We start from the raw sequence: 16,464 nt of genomic DNA on the forward strand, positions 1-16,464 counted from the left end.
TCCGTCTTCCGTCTTCTGTCTTCCGTCTTCCGTCTTCTGTCTTCCAACTTCTTCATCCCTTTTCAGAGACCTGAACAAGTTTCTCTCTCTCCAGAATTTTTATTTTCGATGAATCTGAATAGATAAGTCCGGAATCTTCGAGCTCTTTTAATATTCTCACAACGCACTCCTTTGCCATGCTTGTCATTTCGCCAAGTTCCTGCCTGGAAAGAACCATTTCATATTCATCATTCCTAAAAACTTCATCGGCGAAGTAAAGTAAAATTTCGGCTAGCCGTCCCGACATTCTTTTTTGTGCCTGGCTTACCATTCTTGTCTGATAGCTTAATGCTTTATCACTTATGTCCTCGATGAGGCTTTCAGCAAAAGCACCATTTGATCTTACCAGTTGTTTAAATATATCGAAGTTGATGAAGCAGGCCTGTACAGATGTAATTGCCGATACAGAATAAGTATGCCGGGAATTTATCCATCCGCCCGGACCCATGATGAGTCCGCCAGGCTGGGCAATTTCAATTATGAAGTTTTTACCTCTGATTCCTTCAACATAGATCTTGGCCATTCCGCTAGCCATAAACAGGGCGCTTGATGTTGGAGATCCCTGCTTGATCATAACCTCTCCAGGTTTGAAATTAGCCTCATACCTGTTGTCATTTATCAACTTCACTTCACTGTCTGTCAGATGCTTGAAGTTCTTCCATCCAATAGAACAGTTCTCACAGCTATTAATAAGATTAAGTTCCGGCATCTCTGCTTTTTTAAGGGTTTCAAAAATAGGTTAAAAGCGATAACAAACAACAAAGGTAACAAATATCACTCTCTTAATTGACATTTATCACGACCATAATAAATATCTATCAACATTCCATATCGTATATAGCAGGTGTGCTGTTAAAAAGATAACAGAGGTTTTTCTTAGCTTGCACATGAATATTAAACCTAAATACAACTATATGAAAAACCTAATCAGACTATTATCAATGCTTACTGTTGCAGGCTTCATTCTGACCTCCTGCGAAGGACCAATGGGCCCTGCCGGGAAAGACGCAAATGAAAGTTGCACAACTTGCCATAACAGCAAAGTTGTTGAGGCGAAAGTTATTGAGTACGATCATTCTTTACATTTTTCAGGTGAGGCTTTCGAAGAGGGTACCAGGACAAACTGTGCTCCCTGCCATTCACACCAGGGTTTCCTTAATGTTATAGAAAAAAACACACCTGTGACTTTTACGCCTAATCCTGCTGATGCAACAAAGTTCATTAACAATTATGTTGCTGAAGCATCAGCTCTGAATCTGCCTGGTCGTATCACTTGCTTTACATGTCATGATTCACTTCACACAAGCTACACCCAGGAGGATTTCCTTCCTGTTTCAACAGTTGCAGAAGTTCCAATGACAATGTGGGGAGGAACAAAAAAGATCAACTTTACAAAGACAACTTCAAACCTTTGTGCAAAATGTCACCAGCCAAGACCGGTTACAGCCTCTTCAGGTAACGTAATCGACTATTCCAAACTGGTTTCTGCTCCAACAACAACTTATAACCTTTCATCAGTAAGTTACAGAACAGGTATTCACTACGGAGCTCACGGAGCTATAGCGGCGGGTGTTGGTGCAATTGAATTCGGAACAGGCTACACCAATTCAGCACACGTTGCCGGAGCATCATGTACATCATGCCATATGGCAACTCCAAGCGGACTTGCAGGCGGACATTCATTCAATGCAGCAGGAAACTTTAACGGTTGTAATGTATCAGGTTGCCACACAACAATGAGTGCAACAAATACCACATTTACAGCAGCAGTTGCTGATGTAAATACAAAACTTGCAGCACTTGCAACAAAGATCAACGCAATCGGAAATGGTCATGATATTCTTCAGAAAGACCCGACCGACAATCAGTATCATGGTTATTTCGATATTTATGATGCCAGTGCAAACCCAACAGGTTACTGGAAAAACCCAAGTCAGGGCAACGTAGCATTCCCTGCTCTTACCAATGCACAGTTCGGAGCAATCCTCAACTTCCAGCTTGTTGTAAGAGATGCAAGTAAGGGTATTCATAACTACCCATATGTAAAGAAACTTCTTGAAAACACTATCGCAGCTATCTAATAGACCTGATCGATAATTCAGAAAAGGGCTGCCAGCAATGGCGGCCTTTTTTTTTGTATACAAGAGATCTGAAACAGGATAATGAGGGTTATCAATAATCAGAGATCCGTCGGCTGAAGCCGACGGCAATTTAGACATGGAATTAAGTGTATGCCTAAAACAAAGAGAGCTGCCCGTGTTGGCAGCTCCTCAGTTCAATCAATCGTACTCTTCTAGTTTACTAATGATCGTCTGAAATATCGTACTTCTTTCTGACAGATCGTGTTGTCTGACGGTAAATTCGTTTGCCTGATACCGGAATCAGATTTTATATTCTTCTCTTGCTTTACGTTTTGCATCAATATTGATCCTTATCAGGCTGATAATAGCGAAAAGATAATGGCCCCATACTCCTGCCAGAAGGATAGACAAAGTATAGATCATCCATTTTGGTGCAGTCTTTGTCCAGAGTGCCCTGTGTGTTTTTGGTACAGAATAATCTGTAGGTAATCCCCACTTCAGGATCTCTCTCTTTTCCACATTGCCAAAGGTTGCATTCTCCTCAAACATTGCCACTACTGTAATATTTCCATCCTTATCACCCGGTATGTCGCCGGGAAATTCTACTGTTGCCGCACCTGATTCATCAAGAGTCAGTTCTCCGATAAGAAGGTTACTGAACATCCTTGGTACAACAACCTTAACTGTCTCTCCTGCAACCGGTTTTTCGGTTCCGTTTTCAACAACAGAAGCGTTAACTGTTACAGTTTTAACTGTGTCGACAAGCGACAGAACCATTTCCAGTTTTACATCTTTTACTGCTGTTTCGGAGGTTCCTCCGGCAATTGTATCATTCCCTTTATACTCTGTACTGAAGGTATAGGCACCATCCGAACCGGTGCTGAGCATCTTGTCTGCAGGAATTTCAAAAACGGCAATTCCTTTTTTATCAGTAACAGTGGTTGCCAGCAGTTCCTTATTTTCAGATCCAGAGAAGAAGGAGATCTCCATTCCGGGCAATGGAATGTCTACTTCTCCGCCGGAGTATGTAAGAGAAGTCCTTAAAATACGCACTCCTTCAGTATTTTTGAGATATGAGATCTGAACAGAAGGACTTATTATCTCTTTCTCCTGTGAGAAGAGACTGGTAGTGATAACCAGCAATGACAGAACAGAGCAGAATATTTTTTTCTTCATGTCAAACATCTTTTTATCCATTACTTCAGGATCTCATTTTTATCCTTCTCCTGCATTTCGGAGATGGAAATTATTGGTGCAATTTTCGATACCAGCATGAAGAGCATCGCAAATATTGATACTCCTGCCAGAGTAAGAGACCATTCTATCCAGGTTGGTGAATAGTTTATCCAGTCAGGCCTTATATCCTGAATTGGAAGAAATGGTGTTTCAAGAGTAGGGATAACAATAATATAACGGTTTACCCAAAGTGCAAGAACGGCAATTACTGCTGCAACAGTTATATTAGGTATTGTTCTGAATTTCGGAAAAGCTATGATAATACATGGAAGCAGAATCCCGATGTAGTTTGCAAAGATAAACAGCGAATAATAATCAGTGAATAGTTTATCTATCAGTATCGAGTCCATTTTTATTGAACCGTACCATTTGGTAAGATAGTCGCTGAAAGTAAAGTATCCGTAGAAGGCGGCGATGACTGTAAGCAGGACTCCCACATTCACAAAATGCCGTTTTGTAATATATTCTTCGAGATGATAAACCTTTCTGAAGATCCACATCAGAATTATAAGTAATCCTGTTCCGGAGAAAACTGCTGCAATAACGAAATACGGGCCGAAGATTGTTGAGTGCCAGCCAGGCTGAAGTGTTACACCGAAGATCCAGGCAAGAACTGAATACACAATAATTGCAATTGCTATAACCATTGCTGCCATCACAGTTCTGGCATTCGAAAGGATCTTATGTTGTTTTTCTGTTCCGGTAAATCCCAGTGAAAGAGCCTTATATAATTTCTTTTTCCAGGGAGCGACTTTAAGATCGGGATAATCGCGGAGTATGGCAAAATCCTCAATGAAAGAGAGATAAAGATAAAGAAAGCAACCTACAAGGTCAGTCATAATTGCAATAACGTCCCAGGTTATCGGTGACTGTATTCTCGGGTACATAAAGAGAAAAGGAAGTCTGTCGAGACGACCAATACAGAAAAAGATAAAGAAGGGACCGATAATAAGGGAGATGATCGTTATTAATTCTGCTATCCTTATTATTGGTTTTCTCCAGCCTGTATGAAAAAGGTGAAGAACTCCCGAGATAAGAGCACCTGAATAGCTCAATCCCATAAAGAATATAAAATTTACAATATAGAATCCCCAGACAACATTATCCCTCATGCCTGTTACGATATGACCTTTATCAATCTGCTGTATTAGTCCATAAATTCCTACAGCAAAAAACAGAAGCAGGGTAAAAAATGTTAAATACCATCTTATCCCCGTTTTCTCGATCTCTGGAGTAAGATCGCTGATTAACTTTCTGTCTGTTTCCATATAACTTTAAAATTATATTTGAATCTGTTACCGGGGACCGGCATTATCATATCTTCCTTTAATAGCATCATCAACTCCCTCAAGGCCGCTGTCGACCGGAAACATTCTCTGTGTCGGAGGCAGATAATAAACACTTGGCAGGGTTCCCAGTTCCTCACGGTATCTATATCCTGCCCTGTCGACCATAAGTTTACTGAAACGTTCTGTTTCTACTCCGTTTGTTACGGTATCTTCTAGGATATCACCAAAATAAATGACACTCATCGGGCATGCCTTCACGCAACGGGGCAGTTCGCCAAGCCTAAGTTTATCGGCACAGAAGACGCATTTACCTACTGTTCCTTCAACAGCAGGGATATTTGTCTCAGGGTCATATACATGTCCGTCGGGCACTTTCACTTCAGGGTCTTTCCAGTTAAATACCCTTGCGGAATAAGGACAGCCGGTCATACAGAATTTACATCCGATACAACGCTGATTATCAACAAGAACTATACCGTCGGCCCGCTTATATGTGGCTCCTACGGGGCATACGCTTACGCACATAGGTTTGTCGCAATGAAAGCATGGACGCGGAAACCAGTACTTTGAAGTGGTAGTATCATCCTGAAGAAGATAAAGCTTCATCCATTCATGATCTTTAGGTAGCAAGTGTCCTTCCTGGCAGGCGTCAACACATTTCCTGGCATTTGCGCAACGTGCAAGGTCAATTACCATAGCGAACTTTCTGTTTGCAAGTCCGATTCTGGCTTCTTCCTTCAGTTCTGCGACAATCTCTTTTGCAGGTTTAATATCATCCTTATCAACCTCTACGAGTGTCCCGTCAGGAGCAAGAAGTTTCATCTTCTCGCCTGATTTTGCCTTGCTGCCTGCCAAAGCAGCAGTGCCGGCAATTCCGGCTACAGAGACAGCACCAACACCGACACCAACCTTCTTCAGGAAATTTCGTCTCGATGATCTTTCGCTTTCGCTTTCGTTTTCCACCATCTCATTCAATAATAAGTTATTAAAAATCTAGTGTTCATCCCGGTGATAACCGGAGATCATACCCCAGAAGAGCGAGGTAGGTTTGGCCCCAAGAGTACAGGTATAGATATGTATTACCATAAATACCGACAAGAAAAATCCCATTGTGATATGCAGGATATCAGTATAGATCAGTCCGCTTACCCCAAAAAACCTGTCAACGGTTATCTCGGGAAAAAGCAATCCTAAACCTGATATAATAACAAGGGGAAGAGCAACATACATTGCGAGCACATAAGAAAACTTCTGCAGCGGGTTAAACTTTCTTTCCTCTGTTACAGGAAAAGGATGTTTTTCACCCCTGAACATTCCCCAGGCGTAGTATTTCATTTGTGTAACAAGTTCGCTGACGAGTCCTTTTCTTTCGATTTTATAATATCTGCCGTTACGGGTGAAGGTGTTACCAACGACATATATTATATAGTTTATTGTAAGAAGAACAGCTGCGGCATTATGCCACTTAACAGCTGCAGCAAATTTTACAACAATAGCATAGTTCTGTTTATCAGTATATTGCATACTGAGCCCTGTAACAATAAGTATAATAAACAATACTGCATTTAATACATGCCAGGCTCTGAGCCATTTTGGATATAGATACATTACTGTCTGTTTAATTAGTTTTTTGATTTTTGCGTATCCTGAAGAATATATGAATGATAATTACACCAATTACTCCGCCAAAAATTAAGAGGCTAAGAAGGTTCAGATATTCATTTCTGTTTGCTCCAATTACATATGATTCGTTCAGAATAATTCCGTTAAAAAAGCCATCACGACGCTGGGCTCTGGATTCAAATTTATAAAGTGAAGCCATAAGCAGTGAATTCTGGGAATGGCATTCATTACAAAGTTTGACTGCTTCTACTTTAGGTTTAATGAGGTGCGAAACAGGGATCTTGTTATTAATAGCGGTATGGCATTCTATACAACGTACGTTGGCGAAATGTGTAGCCTGGTTGGGAAGCCATTCATGTTTCGTAATAATATTTATCTCTTCCTTGTCGGAAAGAAGCTGATACCTGTTGAAATCGGAGTGACAGTTAAGACAGATAGCATTATCGTATGCAATAGTCTCTCTCAGATTATTCTTATTCCGAACAGATATTTTGTATGTATGAGGATCATGGCACTTCCAGCAGCTGAATCCATCCTCTTCAAGTTTAAAGTGAGTGCTCTGCTGATAAGCTGAATCTACTGCCTCAAAATGGTACTGGGCATATGTTTCGTCACCACCATGACAATCGAGACAAGTCAGTTTCTGTTCCATTCTGAGTTCCCCTGAATGTGGAAATGTCTCATATTCTGAAGAATGACAGTCGGTACAACTGAAACTCTTGTGATTTGATCTGTAATACTCATCCTTTCGGACGATTCTTTCAGAACACATCAGCGCTTTAACCTGTTTTCCCAGGTTTACGTTAGTATACTCGTATTTAGGTTGTCCGTGACACTTAAAACAACGGTCATTATCCTCTGCATACGGCGATACAAAAGATGTAGTATCCTGTGTTGCGGATTTTCCGTTTTTTGTCCGGAAAATTCCGGCTGATGCTATAGAACTAAAAGAGACCAGAACCAGCAGGATTACAATCCGGGATTTAATAAAATTCATTCCCTACTCCTATCTTGAATTAGAATCTAACAGTAATATTAAAACCAATCAGGAAATCGCCTTTTGCTAAATCATTTTTATTGAAGACAAGATTACGCTGACTTATTATCTGTGAGTAGTTGGCAGCAAATATCTGGAAAGTGTGAGTTGCTGAATTTATTTCCCAGCCAAGAGAAAGGTTTGGTTTTGGCTGGTCGTCAAGATCCTGTTTTGTAAGCAGCTGGTCATACTCAAGTATAAGAGAATGTGAACCGAAAAGGTTAGCACGTGCGCCGGCTGATATACCGAAGTTCATATTCTTATAACCTGTTGTATCTGAGTATACAGGAACAGAATTGAAATATGCCATTGAAGGTGCAACCTGAACTGAGAACATATCATTAATCTTACGGGCTACTATAAGCTGTGTGAAGTATGATAACCTGTGCATTTCCTTGTAAGATGCAGTTGGTCCGAATACTTCTTCTTTCTGAAGGTCGGCAACTATATTTCCATAGTAGGAAACAGATACAGGCATTTTGTTGTCTTCAGTCTGCTGAAGGATAAGGTATTTCCACTGAATATCCTGTAATTTATAATCTTTTGTAGTTCCGGCGCCTACCATCAGTCTGTCGGTAACGCCATAGGAGAGACCCATACGCGTATTGGCTGCTCCATAAATTCCAAACAGGTTATGCACGTTTTCGATAAGACTGAATCTGTGCTGGATCTGAAGTTCCAGACTACCTTTAAAAGGAGTTGCAACTGTCTGGTTATCAACGAGAGTTGATGTTCCAAAGGTAAACATTACCGGTGTGGATCCTCCTTCTGCCGGAGTTGATTCCTGTGCAAATAATGGAGAAATAAATAATGACAAAGTGAGAACTATAAAAATCTTTTTCATGTCAATAGGTTTTATCTGATTTGGTTATTTTTAATTATTCTGTGCTCCCTGGGTAATCCAGTAGCGTACTTTAAGTTTATCTGCAGCTGTTGATCTTGATTCATGACTTCCGTCAACCATTTTTGCATATAATCTGCTTGTTTCAGCAGGAGCTGTAACATATCCTCCTTTTGTGAGAGCGTTGAATGACTTACCGTCTCTTAGGTCAGGTGATGTAGTTCCGCCATGACATGCGATACAATTCGCATTAAAAATCGGCTGGATATCAGTCTTAAGCGACCATGCTGTATTAGGGTCTACAGCGGGTGGAGTATATGAATACTTTTCACACGAAGAAAACCCTACAACCGCTGCAATCAGTACCAGTGCAACAAGTATCTGTTTCATCCTATTTAATTTCTGATTCATACTTTTAGTATTGTTAATTAATTCACAAAGATATTTTATAAAAGGGATTAATGGGTTTCCAAACCTATTAAAATGGGTGCTTTTACACTGCTGTTTAGCATGTTAAAAATTGATCTATATCATTTAAATGGGTGATATATGTTTTTTTGATTAAATTTACAGTACCTAAAATACCCATCAATGGATTATTCAGTTGCAAAGCAGTTTCTGATCCTGGCCCTGAACCCGGAAAAAGGACGGATAATGATTGACAGCACACATTTCAGATATTCACTTACAGGTGCAATACTTCTCGACTATATAGATGGTGATGAATTAAGGATTGAGGAAAAGAGAGTAATCCCGTCACTGCGGATATATGACGATGCTATACATAATATGTTTGCAGACAAGTTTACGAAGTCGTCAAGAAACAGAAAGATCTCTTACTGGATCAGTCGTCTGACATTTAAACACAGGTTCATCCTTGTTGAAATGACAAAATCACTTGAGAAGGATAGAGTTATACGTATTGAACAAAAAAAATTCCTTGGACTGATCCCCTATAAAAAGTACTGGTTTACAAACAACAGTATCAGGAATGAAATTATTGAACTGCTTAGAGGAATATTACTTTATGGTAAAAAACCCGCCAGGAAAGAGTTAATGCTTATCTCAATTTTGCATGCAGCCGGAGCTCATAAAGTATTATCAAGAGAGAGAGGTGAAACCAGAATGATTCGCCGGAAATGCGCAGATATTATAAAAGATGATCAGATAACTTCTGAGATAAGCCAGACAGTTAAGGAAGTAAATGCCGCTATTGCAGCATCAATAGCTGCGGCAATAATTGCAACAAGGGGCGGACATTAATTTTTTACTGCCTGTTATAGTACTTCTGAGCTTCAGGCAATGCAGCTTTTATTTTATTTATACGTGTTCCGTCGGCAGGATGGGTGCTCATGAATTCGGGCGGTTTCTGTCCACCTATCGACGCCATTCTTTCCCAGAAAGCGACTGCAGACTGAGGGTCGTAACCAGCCATTGCCATGAAAATTAGTCCCAGTTTGTCGGCCTCCAGCTCATGATCGCGGGAATAAGGAAGCATAAGACCATATTGAGCTCCAAGTCCATATACTCCGTTGAAGATAGTCCTGGTCTGTTCGGGTTTCTCCTTTATCACCTCATTCATTGCAACACTTCCGAACTGTGCAACCATTTGCTGGCTCATTCTTTCATTTCCATGACGTGCAACTGCATGAGCTATTTCATGACTGATAACTACTGCCAGGCCATTCTTATCTACAGTATATGGAAGTATTCCGCTGTATACAACAACCTTTCCGCCTGGCATACACCATGCATTTGGTGTTGCATCGTCTTTAACAAGGTTGAATTCCCACTGATATCCATTAAGCCTGTCGGCCAGGTTATTGTCAGTAAAGTATTTAGTAACAGCAGCAGCAATATTTGTTCCGACCTCTTTAACTATATCTGCATTCTTCCTGTCAGCTGATGGCGGATTTTCTTTCATAAAATCGTTGTAACTGGTTAGTGACATCGATATCATTTCAGATTCAGGCAGGAGATTAAGCTGCTTTCTTCCTGTAAGAGGAACGACAGTACAGGCCTGATAAATAAGTGCAGTTAAGACTAACGTAAGAATTGATATTGATAGTTTTTTCATATGAGTTTGTTTTGTTAATGCAAAGGTATTTAAAATATTTAACGCTATTTAAGGCTACTTTGTTTAAAAACAATAGGGTCATGCCATCGCATGACCCTATGATTCTAAATATTTTTATTTCAGGGTCACAAAGGAGTGTCCTGAAGGTCTTACGATTATCAGAATTTATAAACGTTATCTTCAATTAGTTTATCAGCAATTCTTCTTCTCGCATCTTTAACATTCACACAATCTGTTTTTGTGAGAGTCTCAACTGCCTTGAGCAGAGAGCTGCATGAATCCTGAGTGCAGAATGTACTGATTGCTTCCAGTGCTGATTTTCGAACAATTGAAGCTGTATCGAACAGATTTACGTCGAGCATATCTTTATAAAGATCAGCATTTCCCTTAATTGATTCAATCTTTTCAACTCTTAAAGCCAGCGATTCTGAGATGTAAGTTTCCATCATCATCTCGGCAATATTATTGAGAACCTCCTGTTCGTTGATCAGACCTTTCTCAAAACGTTTTGATGCTCCGTGAATACAGATCAGGATTGCTTTCTTAAAGTTCTTAATATACCTTGTTTTCTCCTGGTAGTAGGTCTCTCCTGCCGTCTTGCCGTCGGTGATCGAGTTTAATCCGGAATAAAGCTTCTCTGCCTCACCATATAGATCGAACTCACCCTTCATGGCACGCTTCATTGCAGTGTCGACAACAAGCAATCTGTTTATCTCATTTGTACCCTCAAATATCCTGTTTATCCTTGAATCGCGGTAGCCTCTTTCAACTGCCATCTCAGCAGAATAACCCATTCCGCCGTGAATCTGCACTGCCTCATCGGCAACAAAATCGAGCATTTCAGAACCTACCACTTTGAGAATCGCTGCCTCAACTGCGTAGTGACTGATAGCTTCGATAGATGCCCTGCCATAATCGCCGCAATCGACAGTAAGTTTCTTCATGAGGATATCGATATCGTTACTTACCCTGTACACAGCTGATTCCGAAGCAAAAAGACGGATTACCTGTTCTGCCATTTTATGTTTGAGAGCTCCGAATGTTGAGATAAGGACACCGAACTGTTTTCTTTCATTTGCATATTTTACAGAATCGTTGATTGCCTTTTTAGCAGCACCAATTACGTTGGCACCAAGTTTCAAACGGCCCATATGAAGGATGCTGAGTGCTATCCTGAATCCTTCTCCCCTTTTTCCGAGAAGATTCTCAACAGGTACCTTTACGTCGTTGAAATATATCTGGGCAGTTGATGATCCCTTGATACCCATTTTATGTTCATCCGGACCAATTACAACACCGGGATATTTGCTTTCAACAATAAATGCACTAAGTACCCTGTCGGTATCAATTTTTGCGAATACAACAAGAGTGTCGGCAAATCCGGCATTTGTGATCCACATTTTCTGTCCGTTCAGTATATAATGTTTGCCATCTTCGCTCAGTTTAGCGTTTGTTTTTCCTGAGTTGGCATCACTGCCGGCTCCGGGTTCTGTAAGACAGTAAGCTCCGATAAACTCGCCTGTGGCAAGTTTGGTAACATACCGCTCCCGCTGATCTTTGTTACCATAATACATAATAGGTAGAGTACCAATACCGCAATGAGCCATGTAAGCAACAGAAAATGAATATCCGGCACCTGTTGTTTCAGCCACAAGCATCTGTGTTACAAATGACTGTCCGAAACCGCCAAACTCTTCAGGTATTGAGATCCCCATTAATCCAAGTTCGCCTGACTTTTTAAGCATGCTCTTCATGAGTTCACGGTCGCTTTTCTCAACCTTTTCGAGGTTTGGATATACTTCAGCTTCGAGAAAATCGCTGCAGGTCTGAGCTATCATTCTCTGTTCCTCATTGAATTCCTCAGGAATAAATACATCTTTTGAATTGACTTCGCTTACAAGAAATTCACCGCTTTTCAATAGTTTACTTGTCTCCATGGGATTTATCTTTATTATTAATTATCTTCTGTTGTCGGGCCCTGCATCTGATTTTCTTCGTTCGCCCCTGACCCTAAAGGGAGCGAAGAAAATCAATTTCACCCTTTAGGGCCGGGGCAAAAAATTGATTTTCATAATTCAAGTGATTGTGCAACTAATTCTGCAATATCTAAATTCTTAATTTCTTCTTCCCTGTTTTTATATTTCAGTCCGTCGGTAAGCATTGTCATGCAGAACGGACAGGCAGTGGCAATTACTTTAGGATCGGTTTTAAGGGCATCTTCCGTTCTTTCAATGAAGATCTCCTTATCACCCTTCTCAGCCTCTTTGAACATCTGAGCACCACCTGCGCCGCAGCAGAGAGCAAAGCTTTTATTGCGGTGCATCTCAACCACACTGCCGGTAAGCTTATTAAGTATCGCACGCGGCTCATCGTAGATATCGTTTGCTCTTCCCAGGTAACAGGGATCGTGGTAGGTTATCCTGATGTTCTTAAGAGAAGTTGTATCGATCTTCAGTTTACCCTCTTCAATATTCCTGTTAATGAACTGAAGGTAGTTTATAACTTCATAGCTACCGCCAAGATCGGGGTATTCGTTTTTGAAAATATTAAAGCAATGAGGGCATATTGTGATGATCTTCTTTACTTCATACATCTTAAAGGTCTCAATAACCTGAAGAGCCTGCATCTGGTAGAGCATTTCATTTCCGGCCCTTCTTGCAGGATCGCCGGTACATGTCTCTTCCTTACCTAGTACTGCATAACTGACATTCAGATGTGCAAGGATCTTTGCAAAAGCCCTGACAACCTTTTTATATCTGTCGTCGAAAGCACCTGCACAACCTACCCAGAACAGGTATTCGGGTTTAACCCCTTTGGCAAAGAGATCAGACATTACAGGTACTTCTATTTTCCGGGTTTCCATTTTTAATCTAGTTTCCTTTAGTTACACAGAGTTACACAGAGGCCTTCGACTAGTTCAGGCTGACAAAGAGTTACACAGAGATTAAATAACATTTATTTCTAAATCCTTAGTCCAGTTCAACCTATCCTCAGCGGAGTACTGCCAGGGAGCTCCGTTATTCTCAATATTATTAAAAACAGCTTTGAGTTCACCGGGTGCAGAGGCTTCTTCCATTACGAGGTACCTTCTCATATCAACAATGAGAGTAGGATGATTGATGTTTATAGGACACTCTTTTGCACAGGCGTTGCATGTAGTGCATGCCCAGAGTTCTTCCTCCGATATGAAATCTCTCAGAAGAGACCGGTTATCATTAAAATCCCTTCCGTTCTTAACCATAAGTGGTCCTTTTTCCTTCATCCTGGCTCTGAGATCCATCATAATCTTCCGCGGAGATAGTTTCTTGCCGGTAAGATTGGCAGGACAGACAGAAGTACACCGACCGCATTCTGTGCAGGCCAGAGAATCGAAATAGTTTTTCCACGAAGCGTCCTCTGCATCCTTAACACCGAAACGCTCAACAGGCATATCAGCAGGAGCTGCTGCAAAGGCTGTATTGGGATCGAGCATAAGCTTCACCTCTCTTGTAATGCTGTCCATGTTAGGGAGTTTACCGAGCGGTTCCAAACGGGAAAGAAATACGTTTGGCACCGACATGAAGACATGGAAATGCTTGGAGTAAGGCAGGTAGTTTGCAAATATGAATATCAGCAAAATATGTGACCACCATGAGGCTTCATATAATAATTTAAAAGCATGTTCGGAAAGTGTAGGCACCACGCTGAGCAGGATTCCTGCAACAGGATAGATGCCTTCGACAGGTTCACCTGTTACATTCTGATGACCAAGATAGCCCAGGTTCATTGTGAGGAGGGAGATCATCAGCAGCAGGATTAGCGAAAGAGAGATATTTGCGTCGCGGTGCGACCGTTTTTTCATTTCAATTCCTTCAAATCTTCTGATATGAAAGAAGAGACGGCGTGAAAGGAAAATTAAGATTGAGACTGCAATAAGTAAAGCAAATAAATCGCCTGAAGCCATCAGAAAATCATATACAGGTCCGAGGAATTTAAGAACTCTCTCAGTACCTGTAAGGCCATCTATCACCATTTCGATGCTTCCGAATATTATCAGACAGAAACCCCAGAATACTAGTGCATGAATGAATCCAAGTACAGGCATACGGAAGATCTTTGTCTGTCCGAAGGCCACATTCATCATAACCCCGAATCTTTTCCAAAGATCCTTAACAGGAAATGCCGGTCTGGTGAATCTGAAATAGCTTATGATTCTTCTTACCGTAAAAGCAAAAACTCCCAGGGTAATCAGAAGTGCAATGGCAAAAATTATCTGCTTAGTCATATTATTTTTTAGCTTTTACAGCTTCAACAAGTTTTGGAAGAACCTTCATAGCGTCGCCGACAATACCATACTGGGCTGCTTCAAATATCGGAGCATCCTTATCTGTATTTATTGCGACAATATATTTGGAAGAGCTTATACCTGCAAGATGCTGTGTGGCACCTGAGATTCCAAGAGCGATATAGAGGTTTGGTGCAATGATCTTGCCTGTCTGACCAGTATGCTCATCATGAGGTCTCCAGCCTTCGTCTGATACAGGACGGGAGCATGCAGTTGCAGCTCCAAGAAGTGAAGCAAGTTCAACAAGTGATGACCAGTTATCGGGCGATTTCATACCTCTTCCGCCGGATACAACTACGTCGGCATCGGTCAATAAGATCTTGCCTGTCTGTTTCTGAACATCCTTCACAACTGTTTTAAGAAGCGAACCGTCAATTGCGATATTTACATTCTCTACAGTGGCGTTATTGGCTGTCTCAACCAGATCGAAGGAGTTCTGGGCCAGTGTTAATATTTTAACAGGAGATTTGATTACAAGGTGAGCGTAAGCATTTCCAGAGTAAGTTCTTTTATATACAGTAAAAGGATTAAGATTCAGAGGCAGCTTGCTTACACCTGAACCCACACCTGCTTTAAGTCTTACGGCCAAACGGGGAGCAATTGCTTTTCCTGTGTTATTGTTTGATATAACTATTACTGAGGAATTTTCCTTTGAGGCAATATCGGAGATTACACTTGTATAAGCCTGGTTATCGAGCGAAGCCAGCTGATCGCTGGTAACACTGATGATTTTGGCTGCGCCATAATTTCCAAGTTTCTTAAGTTCGGTTTCATCAACCTTTCCTATAGAGACTGCTGTAACAGCTGAACCCATCATTTTTGCAATTCCGGCTGCATATGAAACGAGTTCGAAGGATAGTTTCTTAAATTTTCCGTCCCAATTCTCGGTATATACTAGTACTGACATATCGTAGTGAATTTCTGTTTTAAAACTTATGATTAAATAACTTTAGCCTCATTCTGAAGAAGCTCAATCAGTTGTGCTGCATTGTCAGCATCGATATACTTACAGGCAGCTCTCGGGGCGGGTTTTTCAAATACCACCACCTGGGTAAGAGGCTCAGTTGCCAGAGGTTCAATCAGTTTCACAGGTTTTGTACGGGCCATCATAATTCCGCGCATTGCTGCAATCCTCGGTTCTTTGGCGATACCTTTCTGAACAACCGCAACGAATGGGGCGGGTACAGTTACAACTTCTTTTCCGCCGTCGATCTCGCGGGTAAGTACAGGTTGTCCGTTTTCTATTTTAATTCCTGAAACAGCAGATACAGAAGGGATTCCCAGGAATTCCGAGACCATACCTCCCACCACAGAACCATTATAGTCGCTCGACTCAATACCGCACATTATAATATCGAACTGTTCCTTTTTAACCACCTCAGCTATCTGGGAAGCGACATACCATGCATCAGCTGATTCGCCGTTTACCCTTATCGCATCGTCGGCTCCGATAGCAAGAGCTTTACGGATGGTGGGTTCTGAAGAAGCAGGACCAACATGTACAACAGTGACAGATTTTACGCCACTTGCAGCGTCATCTTTTAGTTCGAGTGCACGGGTAAGAGACAATTCGTCCCATGGGTTGATTACCCACTGAATACCGGTAGTGTCGATTGCGGCATTTCCTTCGGCAAATTTGATCTTTGTCGTTGTGTCGGGAACGTTACTGATACAAACCAGAATTTTCATCTAATCGTTGATATTAGTTATTTAACTTATCCTAAAAGGATTAACAGATTTAATCATAGCAAATTTGAACCTATGAGGCGGCAAATATAATAATTTATGATTCACAATCAAATCTTAAAAATATCATGTTTTAAGGATGTTCGAAAGCAAATATGATTATATGTACCTTAAATAGAGGACAATAATAAAAATAGAAACAATTTGAATTTGCTATGGTCGAAACACTCGT

At 41.0% G+C, this 16,464-nt stretch carries 16 protein-coding genes; 2 read left to right on the forward strand and 14 right to left on the reverse strand.

Annotated elements, in window-relative coordinates; translation table 11 throughout:
• Nucleotides 1-52 precede the first annotated feature (52 nt).
• The gene (locus IPJ16_05340; GenBank protein ID MBK7626614.1) at nucleotides 53-748 is read right to left on the reverse strand and encodes a Crp/Fnr family transcriptional regulator; all 696 of its coding nucleotides are present in this window, start codon (nucleotides 746-748) and stop codon (nucleotides 53-55) included.
• A gap of 205 nt (nucleotides 749-953) precedes the next feature.
• Between IPJ16_05340 and IPJ16_05345 the strand changes: the two genes are divergently transcribed.
• A complete protein-coding gene (locus IPJ16_05345) occupies nucleotides 954-2,120 on the forward strand; it encodes a hypothetical protein (protein ID MBK7626615.1) in 1,167 nt (388 codons plus the stop codon).
• A 300-nt stretch (nucleotides 2,121-2,420) separates the two neighbouring features.
• Here IPJ16_05345 and IPJ16_05350 read toward each other — a convergent pair whose 3' ends face one another.
• Genes IPJ16_05350 through IPJ16_05380 form a run of 7 tightly spaced genes read right to left on the reverse strand, consistent with a single transcriptional unit; the run spans nucleotide 2,421 to nucleotide 8,535 of the window.
• Nucleotides 2,421-3,296 (reverse strand): hypothetical protein, encoded by an 876-nt coding sequence (locus IPJ16_05350; GenBank protein MBK7626616.1) that lies wholly within the window; start codon nucleotides 3,294-3,296, stop codon nucleotides 2,421-2,423.
• A gap of 20 nt (nucleotides 3,297-3,316) precedes the next feature.
• Nucleotides 3,317-4,624 (reverse strand): polysulfide reductase NrfD, encoded by a 1,308-nt coding sequence (nrfD, locus tag IPJ16_05355; GenBank protein ID MBK7626617.1) that lies wholly within the window; start codon nucleotides 4,622-4,624, stop codon nucleotides 3,317-3,319.
• Nucleotides 4,625-4,651: 27 nt separating this feature from the next.
• Nucleotides 4,652-5,611, reverse strand: a complete 960-nt coding sequence (locus IPJ16_05360) for a 4Fe-4S dicluster domain-containing protein (GenBank protein ID MBK7626618.1) — start codon at nucleotides 5,609-5,611, stop codon at nucleotides 4,652-4,654.
• Nucleotides 5,612-5,638: 27 nt separating this feature from the next.
• Entirely contained in the window at nucleotides 5,639-6,253 is a 615-nt protein-coding gene (locus tag IPJ16_05365; GenBank protein MBK7626619.1) for a cytochrome b/b6 domain-containing protein, read from the reverse strand.
• A 10-nt stretch (nucleotides 6,254-6,263) separates the two neighbouring features.
• Nucleotides 6,264-7,265, reverse strand: coding sequence for a cytochrome c3 family protein (locus tag IPJ16_05370; protein MBK7626620.1), 1,002 nt, complete (start codon nucleotides 7,263-7,265; stop codon nucleotides 6,264-6,266).
• 19 nt (nucleotides 7,266-7,284) lie between these two features.
• On the reverse strand, nucleotides 7,285-8,148 hold the full coding sequence (locus tag IPJ16_05375) for a hypothetical protein (GenBank protein MBK7626621.1): 864 nt from the start codon (nucleotides 8,146-8,148) through the stop codon (nucleotides 7,285-7,287).
• 30 nt (nucleotides 8,149-8,178) lie between these two features.
• Nucleotides 8,179-8,535: a hypothetical protein gene (locus IPJ16_05380; protein ID MBK7626622.1), complete on the reverse strand. Its 357-nt coding sequence runs from the start codon at nucleotides 8,533-8,535 to the stop codon at nucleotides 8,179-8,181.
• 201 nt (nucleotides 8,536-8,736) lie between these two features.
• On the opposite strand from IPJ16_05380, the gene IPJ16_05385 reads away from it, so the two are divergent.
• On the forward strand, nucleotides 8,737-9,408 hold the full coding sequence (locus tag IPJ16_05385) for a GPP34 family phosphoprotein (protein ID MBK7626623.1): 672 nt from the start codon (nucleotides 8,737-8,739) through the stop codon (nucleotides 9,406-9,408).
• Between the two features lie 4 nt (nucleotides 9,409-9,412).
• Here the strand turns inward: IPJ16_05385 and IPJ16_05390 are convergent, their stop codons facing one another.
• The 6 genes from IPJ16_05390 to IPJ16_05415 form a co-directional block, all read right to left on the reverse strand.
• Complete coding sequence (locus tag IPJ16_05390) at nucleotides 9,413-10,222, reverse strand: M48 family metallopeptidase (protein ID MBK7626624.1); 810 nt, start codon at nucleotides 10,220-10,222, stop codon at nucleotides 9,413-9,415.
• A 158-nt stretch (nucleotides 10,223-10,380) separates the two neighbouring features.
• Nucleotides 10,381-12,159 (reverse strand): acyl-CoA dehydrogenase family protein, encoded by a 1,779-nt coding sequence (locus IPJ16_05395; protein ID MBK7626625.1) that lies wholly within the window; start codon nucleotides 12,157-12,159, stop codon nucleotides 10,381-10,383.
• Nucleotides 12,160-12,290: 131 nt separating this feature from the next.
• Nucleotides 12,291-13,055, reverse strand: a complete 765-nt coding sequence (locus IPJ16_05400) for a (Fe-S)-binding protein (GenBank protein ID MBK7626626.1) — start codon at nucleotides 13,053-13,055, stop codon at nucleotides 12,291-12,293.
• Between the two features lie 111 nt (nucleotides 13,056-13,166).
• Nucleotides 13,167-14,486, reverse strand: a complete 1,320-nt coding sequence (locus IPJ16_05405) for a (Fe-S)-binding protein (GenBank protein ID MBK7626627.1) — start codon at nucleotides 14,484-14,486, stop codon at nucleotides 13,167-13,169.
• A gap of 1 nt (nucleotide 14,487) precedes the next feature.
• Nucleotides 14,488-15,453: an electron transfer flavoprotein subunit alpha/FixB family protein gene (locus IPJ16_05410; GenBank protein MBK7626628.1), complete on the reverse strand. Its 966-nt coding sequence runs from the start codon at nucleotides 15,451-15,453 to the stop codon at nucleotides 14,488-14,490.
• 32 nt (nucleotides 15,454-15,485) lie between these two features.
• Nucleotides 15,486-16,235 (reverse strand): electron transfer flavoprotein subunit beta/FixA family protein, encoded by a 750-nt coding sequence (locus IPJ16_05415; GenBank protein MBK7626629.1) that lies wholly within the window; start codon nucleotides 16,233-16,235, stop codon nucleotides 15,486-15,488.
• Nucleotides 16,236-16,464: the final 229 nt, after the last annotated feature.

The organism is Bacteroidales bacterium, from assembly GCA_016709865.1.
Classification (GTDB): Bacteria; Bacteroidota; Bacteroidia; order Bacteroidales; family VadinHA17; genus LD21.

Bases quoted from the DNA above. Each gene is read 5' to 3' on its own strand.
- IPJ16_05340 (MBK7626614.1), bottom strand. From the start codon at position 748: ATGCCGGAACTTAATCTTATTAATAGCTGTGAGAACTGTTCTATTGGA.
- IPJ16_05345 (MBK7626615.1), top strand. From the start codon at position 954: ATGAAAAACCTAATCAGACTATTATCAATGCTTACTGTTGCAGGCTTC.
- IPJ16_05350 (MBK7626616.1), bottom strand. From the start codon at position 3,296: ATGAAGAAAAAAATATTCTGCTCTGTTCTGTCATTGCTGGTTATCACT.
- nrfD (MBK7626617.1), bottom strand. From the start codon at position 4,624: ATGGAAACAGACAGAAAGTTAATCAGCGATCTTACTCCAGAGATCGAG.
- IPJ16_05360 (MBK7626618.1), bottom strand. From the start codon at position 5,611: ATGGTGGAAAACGAAAGCGAAAGCGAAAGATCATCGAGACGAAATTTC.
- IPJ16_05365 (MBK7626619.1), bottom strand. From the start codon at position 6,253: ATGTATCTATATCCAAAATGGCTCAGAGCCTGGCATGTATTAAATGCA.
- IPJ16_05370 (MBK7626620.1), bottom strand. From the start codon at position 7,265: ATGAATTTTATTAAATCCCGGATTGTAATCCTGCTGGTTCTGGTCTCT.
- IPJ16_05375 (MBK7626621.1), bottom strand. From the start codon at position 8,148: ATGAAAAAGATTTTTATAGTTCTCACTTTGTCATTATTTATTTCTCCA.
- IPJ16_05380 (MBK7626622.1), bottom strand. From the start codon at position 8,535: ATGAAACAGATACTTGTTGCACTGGTACTGATTGCAGCGGTTGTAGGG.
- IPJ16_05385 (MBK7626623.1), top strand. From the start codon at position 8,737: ATGGATTATTCAGTTGCAAAGCAGTTTCTGATCCTGGCCCTGAACCCG.
- IPJ16_05390 (MBK7626624.1), bottom strand. From the start codon at position 10,222: ATGAAAAAACTATCAATATCAATTCTTACGTTAGTCTTAACTGCACTT.
- IPJ16_05395 (MBK7626625.1), bottom strand. From the start codon at position 12,159: ATGGAGACAAGTAAACTATTGAAAAGCGGTGAATTTCTTGTAAGCGAA.
- IPJ16_05400 (MBK7626626.1), bottom strand. From the start codon at position 13,055: ATGTCTGATCTCTTTGCCAAAGGGGTTAAACCCGAATACCTGTTCTGG.
- IPJ16_05405 (MBK7626627.1), bottom strand. From the start codon at position 14,486: ATGACTAAGCAGATAATTTTTGCCATTGCACTTCTGATTACCCTGGGA.
- IPJ16_05410 (MBK7626628.1), bottom strand. From the start codon at position 15,453: ATGTCAGTACTAGTATATACCGAGAATTGGGACGGAAAATTTAAGAAA.
- IPJ16_05415 (MBK7626629.1), bottom strand. From the start codon at position 16,235: ATGAAAATTCTGGTTTGTATCAGTAACGTTCCCGACACAACGACAAAG.